13 protein-coding genes are annotated in these 11,737 nt (G+C 64.4%); 6 read left to right on the forward strand and 7 right to left on the reverse strand.

All coding sequences use genetic code 11. The features are described 5' to 3' along the window. A partial coding sequence (locus EN742_RS10295; protein WP_189375258.1) for a methylenetetrahydrofolate reductase occupies positions 1–248 on the reverse strand: 248 nt, incomplete at its 3' end. Beyond that, on the reverse strand, positions 248–1,270 hold the full coding sequence (locus tag EN742_RS10300; protein ID WP_128332762.1) for a metalloregulator ArsR/SmtB family transcription factor: 1,023 nt from the start codon (positions 1,268–1,270) through the stop codon (positions 248–250). The genes EN742_RS10295 and EN742_RS10300, both read right to left, overlap by 1 nt. A 145-nt stretch (positions 1,271–1,415) precedes the next feature. On the opposite strand from EN742_RS10300, the gene tsaA reads away from it, so the two are divergent. The 4 genes from tsaA to EN742_RS10320 all read left to right on the forward strand — a co-directional run bounded on the left by tsaA (position 1,416) and on the right by EN742_RS10320 (position 4,282). Further along, positions 1,416–1,919 (forward strand): tRNA (N6-threonylcarbamoyladenosine(37)-N6)-methyltransferase TrmO, encoded by a 504-nt coding sequence (tsaA, locus tag EN742_RS10305; protein ID WP_127400296.1) that lies wholly within the window; start codon positions 1,416–1,418, stop codon positions 1,917–1,919. Continuing rightward, a complete protein-coding gene (locus EN742_RS10310; RefSeq protein ID WP_126053873.1) occupies positions 1,919–2,233 on the forward strand; it encodes a DUF2293 domain-containing protein in 315 nt (104 codons plus the stop codon). Before tsaA ends, EN742_RS10310 begins: the two co-directional genes overlap by 1 nt. A gap of 113 nt (positions 2,234–2,346) precedes the next feature. Continuing rightward, positions 2,347–3,306, forward strand: a complete 960-nt coding sequence (locus EN742_RS10315) for a D-amino acid aminotransferase (RefSeq protein WP_126053872.1) — start codon at positions 2,347–2,349, stop codon at positions 3,304–3,306. Positions 3,307–3,439: 133 nt separating this feature from the next. Beyond that, on the forward strand, positions 3,440–4,282 hold the full coding sequence (locus tag EN742_RS10320; protein WP_126053871.1) for an SDR family oxidoreductase: 843 nt from the start codon (positions 3,440–3,442) through the stop codon (positions 4,280–4,282). Positions 4,283–4,334: 52 nt separating this feature from the next. On the opposite strand, the gene EN742_RS10325 is transcribed toward EN742_RS10320, so the two are convergent. After that, positions 4,335–4,949, reverse strand: coding sequence for an MOSC domain-containing protein (locus tag EN742_RS10325; protein WP_126053870.1), 615 nt, complete (start codon positions 4,947–4,949; stop codon positions 4,335–4,337). Between the two features lie 195 nt (positions 4,950–5,144). Here EN742_RS10325 and EN742_RS10330 point away from each other — a divergent pair, with 195 nt between their 5' ends. Then, the gene (locus tag EN742_RS10330) at positions 5,145–5,711 is read left to right on the forward strand and encodes an isoprenylcysteine carboxylmethyltransferase family protein (protein ID WP_126053869.1); all 567 of its coding nucleotides are present in this window, start codon (positions 5,145–5,147) and stop codon (positions 5,709–5,711) included. A gap of 45 nt (positions 5,712–5,756) precedes the next feature. Here EN742_RS10330 and EN742_RS10335 read toward each other — a convergent pair whose 3' ends face one another. From EN742_RS10335 to ettA, 4 genes are all read right to left on the reverse strand, one after another. Then, complete coding sequence (locus EN742_RS10335) at positions 5,757–6,878, reverse strand: beta-ketoacyl-ACP synthase III (RefSeq protein ID WP_127406762.1); 1,122 nt, start codon at positions 6,876–6,878, stop codon at positions 5,757–5,759. 112 nt (positions 6,879–6,990) lie between these two features. Then, on the reverse strand, positions 6,991–7,326 hold the full coding sequence (locus EN742_RS10340; RefSeq protein ID WP_126053867.1) for a hypothetical protein: 336 nt from the start codon (positions 7,324–7,326) through the stop codon (positions 6,991–6,993). 200 nt (positions 7,327–7,526) lie between these two features. Further along, positions 7,527–8,297 (reverse strand): trans-aconitate 2-methyltransferase, encoded by a 771-nt coding sequence (gene tam, locus EN742_RS10345; protein WP_128332763.1) that lies wholly within the window; start codon positions 8,295–8,297, stop codon positions 7,527–7,529. Positions 8,298–8,449: 152 nt separating this feature from the next. After that, positions 8,450–10,099 (reverse strand): energy-dependent translational throttle protein EttA, encoded by a 1,650-nt coding sequence (gene ettA, locus EN742_RS10350; RefSeq protein WP_126053865.1) that lies wholly within the window; start codon positions 10,097–10,099, stop codon positions 8,450–8,452. Between the two features lie 262 nt (positions 10,100–10,361). Between ettA and EN742_RS10355 the strand changes: the two genes are divergently transcribed. Continuing rightward, positions 10,362–11,642: a GGDEF domain-containing protein gene (locus EN742_RS10355; protein ID WP_128332764.1), complete on the forward strand. Its 1,281-nt coding sequence runs from the start codon at positions 10,362–10,364 to the stop codon at positions 11,640–11,642. Positions 11,643–11,737: the final 95 nt, after the last annotated feature.

Raw genomic sequence — 11,737 nt, forward strand, 5'->3', positions numbered from 1 at the left:
GTCATGTGCGCTGCAGGCGTCAGCGTCGTCTCGTTGAGGATGCGCTTGACCGTGCGGGCCGTACGCTCGCGCGTCGAGCCGCCGGCGCCATAGGTCACCGAGACGAATTTCGGCTTGAGCGGCTCCAGCCGGGTGACGGTGTCCCACAGCCTGGCTTCCATCTCGTCCGTCTTCGGCGGGAAGAACTCGAACGAGACCCGAACCTTGTCGCCAATATCGGGGCGGCGGGAAAAGCGGAACTGGTTCATTAGGCTGTTTCCCCAATTTGGTATGCTTTGGCCGGTAGTGTGTCGTTTGAGGGGTCGGCGATCAGCATGCGGCGGTCGCGGCCGAGCCACAGCTTGACGGTGAGCCTGGCCTCGGCCTGGCCGCGCGGCTCGAATTCCTGGCTGTCCTCGAGCGCGAGGCCCGCCTCGGCGAACCATTCTGCGATCTGCCGGTCGGAAAAGCCGAGCCGCATATGCGCGTGCTGATCGCGCAGGAACTCCAGCGCATGCGTCGCGCAATCGACGATCACCAGCCGGCCAGCCGGGCGCAGCAGCCTGGCCGCCTCACGGATGGCGCGGGCGGGATCGTCGAGATAGTGCAGCACCTGGTGGATTGTGACGAGATCAAAGGCGTCGCGCTCGACCGGCGGCGCGAAGATGTCGCCCTGCCGCACCTGCGCATTGGCAATGCCGGCCTTGTCGAGATTGGCGCGAGCCACAGTCAGCATCTCGCGCGACATGTCGATGCCGACGCCGCGCCGGTAGAGCGGCGAAAATATCTCGAGCAGCCGGCCGGTTCCGGTGCCGAGGTCGAGCATCGACTGGAACGGCCGCTTGCCGCCGAGCTTGAGCAGCGCTGCCTCGACGGCGCGGTCCGGCACATGCAGCGAGCGGATGTGATCCCAACTCGCGGCATTCTCGGAGAAATATTCGGCGGCGCGGTCCTGCCGCTTGCGCTTGACCGCCGCCAGCCGCTCGAGGTCCCGCTCGACCTGCGGATCGGCGCCGCGGATGCCGGAAACCAGCCTCAGCACGAAATCGCGCGCGGCATCCGTATCAGACAAGCGGAAGAAGGCCCACGACCCCTCCTGGTAGCGCCCGATCAGTCCCGCCTCCAGCAGCAGCTTCAGATGGCGCGACACGCGCGGCTGCGACTGGCCGAGAATTTCGGTAAGATCGGAAACGGTCAGGTCGCCGCGCGACAGGAGCGCGAGGATGCGCAGCCGGCTGGATTCGGCAGCTGCCTTGAGGGTGTCCACCATCGTGTCGAGCGAAACATGCATGAGTGTTTCTCTTTGAAAAAGATATAAACATATGTTTATGTCGATTTTGACAACCATGCAAGACCAATGTCGCTTCCGGACAAGAAAATGACGCATGCATGATTCACAGGCGGAAACCGTTTTTCGGAAGAGCGAGGCCAGAGCCATGTTCGAGACACGTGAAGGCGAAAGGCTGCTGGAAACTGATCCGGCCGCCATGCCGCGGGACGGCCATGTCGTCTTCATCGGCCGGATCGCCTCGCCATGGACGAGTCGCGCGACCTGCCCGAAGAACATGCGGGCGGCGCGCAAGATGGGACAGGCGGCGGTGCTGACGATCGACCCGGCCTATCGCGAGGGCCTTGCCGGGCTGGATCGCGCCAGCCATGTCATCATCCTGTCCTGGTTCGATCAGGCGCCGCGGAATCTGATTGTGCAGAAACCACGCCACGCTGCTGAGCCGAAAGGCGTTTTTTCGTTGCGCTCCCCTGCCCGGCCGAATCCCGTCGGGCTGCATGTGGCGAAGCTCGTCGCACTCGACATCGAAGCCGGACGTCTCGACCTCGATGCCATTGACGTGCTCGATGGCACGCCGGTCATCGACATAAAGCCCTATTTTGCCTCGACCGATGCGTTTGCCGAGGCGGTCATTGCCGGACGCGACGAGTGATGAAAGCGCCGACCAACCGCCGCCGCGCCATCGCCAAGGCGCTGACCACCCTGTTGCCGCTGGCACCCTACGCCGACATCGAGAAGATCCGCGCCGACGCTGGCTCGGCGCGTCTGCACAATCTGCCGGCGTCGATCTCCGTCTGGCTGGCGACGATCGCCCATATCCGCCACGTCCACACCGACTATGAGAAGCTCTTGGCCGAGGGCTATGACCGCGACTCCGCGCGCTTCTTCGTCATCGAACAGACCAACATCGTGCTGACCCGCTGGCGCGCCACGCGCCTGCTGGAATCCGACGACGAGGAGGAATGAGGCAACCGCCCTCCCTGGGTGGACCCGAGGCCAAACAGGGGCAGCGGGCTGGCTCTACTGCATAGGGGACAGCGCGCTAGCCTGTCTTGTCACATCGAGCAGGGACGACCGCGATGAGCCAGAACGCTGCTGCCACCACGCCCACCGGGCCTGTTCTATCAGACCGCCACATCGATCCGCATGCCTATCCCCACGGCGTCGCCTTTCTCGACGGGCAATACCTGCCGATGTCGCAAGCCAAGATCTCCGTGCTGGACTGGGGTTTCCTGCATTCCGACGCCACTTACGACACCGTCCATGTCTGGGACGGCAGCTTCTTCCGGCTGGATCTGCATCTCGATCGCTTCTTCGGCGGGCTGGAGAAGCTGCGCATGACGATTCCGTTCGACCGCGAAGCGGTGACCGAGATCCTGCACAATTGCGTGGCGCTGTCCGGCCATCGCGCCGCCTATGTCGAAATGCTGTGCACGCGCGGCGCCTCGCCCACCTTCAGCCGCGACCCGCGCCAGGCGGTGAACCGCTTCATGGCCTTCGCCGTGCCGTTCGGCTCCGTCGCCAATGCCGAGCAGTTGCGGCGCGGTCTGCATGTCGCGATCAGCGACAAGGTGCGCATCCCGCCGGCCTCGGTCGATCCGTCGATCAAGAACTACCACTGGCTCGACCTGGTGCGCGGCCTCTACGACGCCTATGACCGTGGCGCCGAAACCGCGCTGATCCTCGATTTCAACGGCAATGTCGCCGAGGGCCCGGGCTTCAACGTTTTCCTGGTCAAGGACGGCAAATTGTCGACGCCGGGCGTCGGTGTGCTGCCCGGCATCACGCGGCGCACCGTCTTCGACCTCTGCGCCGAGGCTGGCCTTTCCGCTGCAGCGATCGATGTCAGCGTCACCGCCCTGAAAGCGGCCGACGAGGTGTTCATCACCTCGACCGCCGGCGGCATCATGCCGGTGACGATGATCGACGGCGCCCAGGTCGCCGACGGCAAGGTCGGCCCGGTCACCAGCCGGCTGATGGCGCTCTACTGGCAGAAGCACCAGGACCCGGCCTGGTCGAGCCTGGTGCGCTATCGCTGATCATTCGGACCTCATTTCCAAAAAGAGTCTGCCTCGCCTCTGGAAAATCGGCGAGTGCGCCGTATATGGCAAGAAGCGGAGAAGCCTCCGTTTACCCCCAAATCGTGGCCCGCACGGGCAAGGATCTCAGATCATGACAAGCAAGGTTTGGTTCATCACCGGATCGTCGAAGGGTTTTGGCCGCGTCTGGGCCGAGGCGGCACTCGCCCGAGGCGACCGTGTCGCCGCGACTGCCCGCGACGCCGGCACGCTCGCCGATCTCGTCGCGAGATATGGCGACAATGTCGCCGCCATTCAACTCGACGTCACCGAAAAGAAAGCCGTCGACGCCGCGGTCGCCGGGGCGCATGAACGCTTCGGCCGGCTCGACGTCGTCATCAACAATGCCGGCTATGGCCATTTCGGGGCCATCGAGGAAGTCAGCGAACAGGAAGCCCGCGACCAGATCGAGACCAACGTGTTCGGCGCCCTTTGGGTAACGCAGGCCGCCTTGCCGATCATGCGGGCGCAGCGGTCCGGACACATCATCCAGATTTCGTCGATCGGCGGCGTCAACGCCTTTGCCTCGCTCGGCCTCTATCATGCCTCGAAATGGGCGCTGGAGGCCTTCAGCCAGACGCTCAGCCTGGAGGTCGCGGAGTTCGGCATCCACGTCACGCTTGTCGAGCCGGGTGGTTTCTCAACCGACTGGGCAGGACCGTCAGCCAAGGTGTCGAAGCCGCTCGCTGCCTACGAGCCGGCCCGCACGGCCATGGCCGAGCGCCGCAGCCGCGCCGTCGCCGGCGATCCAGAGGCCACCGGATCAGCGATGCTAGCCATCGTCGACGCGACCGAGCCGCCGCTCAGGGTATTCTTCGGCGACGGCGGCTTGCCGATGATCAAGCAGGAATACGCCAACCGCATCGCCACCTGGGAAAAGTGGGATCACGTTTCCATTATGGCGCAAGGCGAAAACAAGAACCGCAAGGCGGCTTAGCACGCCTTAGAACAGGCTGCGTCGCCTTGCGGCGCAGCCCCCCGTTGCCGAGCTAGGCTCGATAAATCCACTGCTCCGGCACCCGCACCGAGATCTCCTCGCCGGTCCTGATCGTGCCCGGCTTCTCGACCCAGGCGACGAGGCCGCGCAGCCGCTTCGCCGCCTTCGGAAACAGGAGCGCGCCGGCCTCGTGGTCGGCCATGCCGGCGTTCTCGGCGACCGAGCGTCCGGCGATGCGACATGGCCCGTTCTGGGCGTCGACCTTGATCGTGACGCCGCCCTTGAAGAACAGCAGCGTGCCGGACGGCAGCATGGAGAGATGCGGCAGCCCTTCGAGGAGAAGATTGGCGCCGATCCATTCCGGCTTGATTTCCGCCAGGCCCATTCGCTCCGCGACGATGGCCAGTTCGTCCGCCGCCACGATCGACAATTGCCGCTCGTTGCGCATCTCGGTGCCGCGCGGATACCAGGGCTCGCGGCCGCCGGAGCGGCGCGTGGCGCCGGCATGGAAATCGCCATCTATGCCGTCGAAGCCGAGCCGCAGTTCCTCAACCGCCCGCGTCTCGAAATGATCGAACGGCGCGACGTAAAGTGCCGAAACCTTCGCCGCGAGTTTGCGCGCCGTGACGATCTCGGCAGGGGTCTCCGCCGCGGGGAACAGATCCATTGTGCTTGCCGTCTCTTGCATGCCCTGACTTAGCCGATGTCGCCGGACGGGGTCCAGTCGAAAGCACTGATGGTCCAGTCGAGCGCCTTGATGCCCATCGACGCCGATCACGATCTTCTTACCCCGATTTTCGTCTTGCGCCGCATTGCCGCCGCGCCATGACGATCCGATAGTGATGTCACGGAGGAGGCTTCCATGCATCCCGCACCCGCTATCGCGGCGCTCTGGCTGTTCTGGGTCGTGTCATGGCTGGCGGCCGCCTTCTGGGCCGACCCGGCGGCAAAACGCGCCGGCTTTCGGGAGGAAGCGCGCTACCGCGCCCTGTGGACGATCGGCGCGATCCTGCTGTTCGTGCCGGCGCATGGTTATGTCGGCCGGCTTCGGCTCTGGATGCCGACCCTCACCGAAGCTTGGGTATGCGTCGCCCTGATCGCGGTCGGCCTCGCCTTCTCCTGGTGGGCGAGGCTGCATCTCGGCCGGCTATGGTCGGGCACCGTCACCGCCAAGGCCGACCACCGCGTCATCGACACCGGCCCCTATGGGATGGTCCGGCATCCGATCTACACCGGCCTGCTTGTGGCGATACTCGCCACCATGGCGGCGAAGGGCACGGTCTGGGGCGTGGCCGGCGCCGCCTTCCTCATCGTGGGCATCGTCGTGAAGGCCAGGCTGGAGGAGAGCTTCCTGCGCGGCGAACTCGGTACGGCCTATGACGACTATGCCAGGCGCGTGCCTATGCTGGTGCCGTTTGCACCAAACTAGGCGCCAAAGTGTGTTTGAAGCCGCCGTTTGCAGGCCGGCCTCACCTCAGAGCATCTTGAGCAAGGCGCCGCCGATCGAATAGCCGGCGCCGAAGGCGCAGATCAGGCCGAAATCGCCGGCCGTCATGTCGGCGTGGTTTTCCGACAGCGCGACGATGGCGCCGGCGCCGGCGGTGTTGCCCAGCCGTTCCAGCACCATCGGCGCGCGGTCATGGTCGACCTCATGGCCGAAAGCGAGCTTGAGGATCATCGCGTTCATGCGCGCATTGGCCTGGTGCAGCCAGAACCGCCGGATGCCCTGCGGCGTCAGCCCGTGCTCGGCCAGGAACTCGACGATGAATTTGTGGCCGGCGACGGTGACCTCCTTGAACACCTTGTTGCCGACCTGCTTGATCAGATTGCCCTCGAGATCGATCCTGTAGGGATCGTCCTGGGCAGTGCGGGTGTGGTAGCCGAGATTGGTGCGAATGTTGTTCGACATCTGCGTCCAGGTGCGGGTGTCCAGCACCTCGAAGCGTCCCGGCCGCTTCTCGCCCTGCTCCAGCCCCTCGACGACCATGGCGACCGAGGCATCGCCGAAGATGAAATGCGTCTGCCGGTCGCGGAAGTTGAGATGGCCGGTGATGATCTCCGGCGTCGAGACCAGCACCCGCTTGTGCGCGCCGGCCCGCACGAGGTTTGCCGCTATGTGCAGCGCGGCCGCAGCGGAAGAGCAGCCGAGTCCCATGTCGAAGCCGGCGCCCTTCGTGCCCAGCGCCTGCTGCATCTCGATGGCGATCGCCGGATAGGGCCGCTGCTGGTGCGAGGCCGAGCAGATGACAAGGTCGATGTCGGACGGTTGCAGGCCGGCATGATCCAACGCCTTCCTCGCCGAGGCGATGCCGAACTCGGCCTGCAGCGACAGCGCATCGTCCGGCCGCGCCGGAATGCGCGGCGCCATGCGGGTCGGGTCGAGAATGCCTTCGCGCTCGACAACGTGGCGGGTCCGGACGCCCGAGGCATGCACGATGAAGTCGCTGTCCGACTTCTGCAGCAGCGCCTCGCCGGCGACCTCGCGGCGCGCATTCTCCGTGTCGACCCAGGCGTTGAAGCTGGCGACCAGCTCTTCATTGGTGATGACAGGTTCAGGGATTTCAGCGCCGATGCCGCTGATGATGACGCGATGCATTTCCAATCCGTCCCCTGCGCGGGCGTTGCGGCTTGATGTGAGCGCCAGGGCTCCCGGCGCAACACTTGTCGCATTTGGCCGGTTTATGCCAGCTTAAATCGAATGCCTGGAATTACCAGGCGCAGAGCTTGGTGTTGGTCTGCGGATTGTTCCAGCAGGCGCCGTCGTCGCGGCTCCGCACGAACTGCCCAGGCAGCGACACATTACGGCGGCCGAAATTGATATAGCCATAGGCAAAGCCCGGGCCGTCGATTTCAAGCACATAGGTCGGATAGCCGGGCGCCGAGATGCGGAAGCTGCCGTCGCTGCCGATCGCCCTGTAATTGCAGGAGAAATAGCCGTCATCCGTGGTGTAGCAGCGCGCCCGCTTGGCCTCGGCCGACATCGAGAAGGCAAGCAGCGCGGCCACGCCCACGCAACCGCCCAGGGCAATCTTCCCCAGCGCCATAGTCTACTCCCCGCCACCTGGACCACCGGTCACGATCCAGGCTGAAGACTGCGCATGGCGACGAATTCCGGTCAAGCACTCGTGATGAGCGCGGCGCGGTGTGGCTAACGTTTCCTGGAGCAATTCCAGGAAAAGTGTGTAGCGGTTAGGCTCGGCGACTTCGCCGTAGCCTTCCGTCCGGAATTGCGCAGAAACAAAACTTAGATCGGACGGCGCGCGGCGATGAAGATGCGGGGAAAGCGCAGCAGCACCTTGCCGTTCGCCGTCTTCGGATAGGCTTTCGCGATCCTTGCCGTGTAGCGGTCGAGGAACAGCTTGCGCTCCTCCGCGTCGAGCGGATCGAGAAACGGCTTCAGCCCCGTCGACTTCACCCATTCGACGATCGCCTCGGCATCGGCGAGCGGGTGGTTGTAGATGGTGTGCCAGATATCGAGCCGGTCGCAGTAGGGCGACAACAGATCGTAGTAGAACGACACCGGCGGCAGCGGCTCGCGCGCGGCACCTTTCAGCTTTTCGGCGAACGGCATCTCGGCCGCCGTCTCGCGCATGGACCGGTGCGACGGCTCGCCGAGATTGTCGGGCATCTGCACGGCCAGCGTGCCGTGCGGGCTCAAGAACCCCATCAGCCGCTGGAACACGGCGGGATGTTCCGGCAGCCATTGGAACACCGCATTGGCGAAGATGACGTCGACCGGCTTCTCCGGCTGCCAGGCGGAAGCGTCGGCGAGCCCGAAGCTCACGTTCGGCAGCCGCGCCCTCGCCTTCTCGATCATGTCGGGCGACGTGTCGAAGCCGCTGACCTCGGCGTCCGGCCAGCGTTCGACCAGAAGCTCGGTCGAATTGCCCGGCCCGCAGCCGATGTCGACGACGCGGCGCGGGAAATCGACTGGCACTTGCGCAACCAGGTCCCGTGCGGGCCGCGTACGCTCGTCCTCGAACTTCAGATATTGGGCGGCGGACCAGTCAGCCATTTCGGAACCTCGCTTTGTTCGCCGCCCCTAGAGCCGGATGATTTCAGGTCTGTTCGACCTGAAATCTGAATCCGCCTCTAAATCAAAGAGATAGAGCATGATGTCGTCCGAAAACCGCATCACACTTTTCGGCATCATGCTCTGGACTGCTCCTACCGTGTCAGCCGCTTGTGCGTCATGCGGTGCGGGGTCGCCGCTTCGGCGCCGAGGCGACGCAGCTTGTCCTTCTCATATTCCTCGAAGTTGCCCTCGAACCATTCGACATGCGCGTCGCCCTCGAAGGCGAGCATGTGGGTCGCCATGCGGTCGAGGAACATGCGATCGTGGCTGATGATGACGGCGCAGCCCGCATAGGCCTCCAGCGCGTCTTCCAGCGCGCTCAGCGTCTCGGTGTCGAGGTCGTTGGTCGGTTCGTCGAGCAAAAGCACGTTGCCGCCGCCCTTCAGCATCTTGGCAAGATGCACGCGATTGCGCTGACCACCGGAAAGGTTGCCGACCTTCTGCTGCTGGTCGCCGCCACGGAAGTTGAAGGACGAGCAGTAGGCGCGGCTGTTGACCTCGTGCTTGCCGAGCTTGATCACCTCGGCGCCGCCGGAGATCTCTTCCCACACCGTCTTGTTCGGGTCGAGCGCGTCGCGGCTCTGATCGACATAGCCGAGCTTGACCGTTTCGCCGATGCGGACCGAGCCCGTATCCGGCTTCTCCTGGCCTGTAAAGGTCTTGAACAGCGTCGTTTTGCCGGCGCCGTTCGGGCCGATGACGCCGACGATGCCGCCCGGCGGCAGCTTGAACGACAGATCCTCGATCAGCAGTTCGTCGCCAAAGCCCTTGTTGAGGCCCTCGACTTCGATGACGACATTGCCGAGCCGCTCGCTCGCCGGGATGACGATCTGGGTGTCGGTCGGCTTGCGGTTCTGCGACTGCTCGACCAGTTCCTCATAGGCCTTGATACGCGCCTTGGACTTGGTCTGGCGCGCCTTCGGCGACGACTGGATCCACTCGCGCTCGCGCCAGATCGCCTTCTGGCGCGAGTCGTCCTCGCGGCCTTCCTGGATCAGGCGCTTGGCCTTGGCGTCGAGATATTTGGTGTAGTTGCCCTCGTAAGGAATGCCGCGGCCGCGGTCGAGCTCGAGGATCCAGCCGGTGACGTTGTCGAGGAAGTAGCGGTCGTGGGTAATGATCAGCACCGAGCCCGGATAGTCGCGCAGGTGCTTTTCCAGCCATTGCGTGGTCTCGGCGTCGAGGTGGTTGGTCGGCTCGTCGAGCAGCAGCAGGTCGGGCTGCTCCAGCAGCAGCCGGCACAGCGCCACGCGGCGGCGCTCGCCGCCCGACAGGTTGGTCACCTCGGAATCGGCCGGCGGGCACTGCAGCGCGTCCATTGCCATCTCGACCTGCTGCTCGAGGTCCCACAGGTTCAGCCTGTCCATCTCGTCCTGGAGCTTGGCGGACTCGTCCGCCGTCTCGTCGGAATAGTTCATCATCAGCTCGTTGTAGCGCTCGATGATGGCGGTCTTCCTGGCGACGCCGTCCATGACGTTTTCACGCACGGTCTTGCTGTTGTCGAGGTGCGGCTCCTGCGCCAGGTAGCCCACGGTCGCGCCCTCGGCCAGCCACGCTTCGCCCTGAAACTCCTTGTCGAGCCCGGCCATGATACGCAGGATGGTCGACTTGCCCGAGCCGTTGGGGCCGAGGATGCCGATCTTGGCGTCCGGATAGAAGGACAGATGAACGTTATCGAGCACCTTCTTGGTGCCGTAGGCCTTCGACAGGCCGGACATGTGATAGATGAACTGGCGAGCCACGCGCGCTTTCCCTGGAACTGAAGTGTCAACTGGATGGAGGTTGCGCGCTATGTAGGCGATGCCGGGCCGAACGGCAATCGCTTTCGGTGCCGCGGCCCGAACACCAAACGCTCATCAGCCTGCAAGCATCCGGTTGCCGTCGCCCTTTTTCGGCACGCTATCCGTTCATCCGAAAGCACCGATTAATCATTTCCCGGCAAAACGGAGGTGATGGCAATCGCTGGTCGATGGCGATTGCAGCGAAGAGGACGGATCGACTGCGTTGCTGAACAGTTTCCTGCTCCTTGCCGAAGCGGTTCTCTATTTCGGCGTCATGGTCACGCTGTTCCGTTTCAGGGCGCGCATCGGCCTCGGCGTCTTCGTCTGCGCGCTCGGCGTCATGCACTTTCTCGAGACCTATCTGGCCAGTGTCTTTTACGTCGCCCTGCCCTTCGGCATGGTGTCGCCGGGTTCGGCGGTGCTGTTCTCGGGCAAGCTGGTGATGCTGCTCCTGCTCTACATCAAGGAAGACGCGGCGACGGTGCGGCAGCCGATCTATGGCCTGCTGCTCGGCAATGCCCTGATGATCGGCTTGGTGCTGATCCTGCGCCTGCACGCGATCTCGCCGCTTCCGGACGGCAAGGCCCCCGATATCGGCTTCATCGATCAGATGGGCTGGCTGATGGTGTGGGGCACGTCGTTGCTCTTCGTCGACGCCATCCTGATCATCCTGCTCTATGAAAAGCTCGGTGGCTACCTTCGCGATCAGTTGTTTGTCCGTATCCTCGTCTCCGTCGCCTGCGTGCTCAGCTTCGACCAGGCGGGCTTCTTCACCGCGCTGCATTTCGTCACCGGCGCGCCGATCGCCGTCTTCTTCGGCGGCTGGTACGCCAAGATGAGCGCCGCCCTTGCCTACAGCCTGATACTGGTTGCCTATCTGCGCTGGTTCGAGGCCCGGCAGATCGCCGTGCCGCGCGGGATTTCGGACATTTTCGACACGCTGACCTATCGCGAGCGTTACGAAGCGCTGGTCAAGCATGTCGGACGCGACGGCCTGACCGGCCTGCTGCATCGCGGCAGCTTCGAAACCGACGGCCAGGCCGCGGTCGCCGCCAGCCAGCGGACCGCCAGGCCGCTCAGCCTGCTGATCGTCGACGTCGACCATTTCAAATTGATCAACGATCGCTTCGGCCATGCCGAGGGTGACAAGGTGCTGAAGTCGATCGCCGCGGTGCTGACCGAGGTCGCCGGCGCCGAGCAAAAGGTATTCCGGATAGGCGGCGAGGAATTCGCCATCCTGACCGAGCAGCCGCACGCCGTCGCAAGGCTGCTCGGCGAAAGCATCAGGCATGCGGTCAAGGCTTCCGCCAGCACCAGCAGATTCGAGCTGACCGTCAGCGTCGGCGTTTGCACCCTTGGCGAGGCCAGCAACTGCCTGGCCGATATCTTCGCGCTGGCCGACGAACGTCTCTACAAGGCCAAATCGGCGGGGCGCGACCGCGTCATCGGCGAACTGGGCGACGACGAGGCCCAAGATCCCGGCATCCGGACGAGATCGGCATAAGGCGCCGGCGGCAGAGCGGCGAAGGCTCTCACCAGGCTTATTGGAAGCCGCTCGGATCGACCGTACCTTTCGGGCAACCCGCCTTGGTGGTCGGC

Origin of the sequence: Mesorhizobium sp. M4A.F.Ca.ET.020.02.1.1 (assembly GCF_004022645.1) — a bacterium.
In the GTDB taxonomy this organism is placed as follows: Bacteria; Pseudomonadota; Alphaproteobacteria; order Rhizobiales; family Rhizobiaceae; genus Mesorhizobium.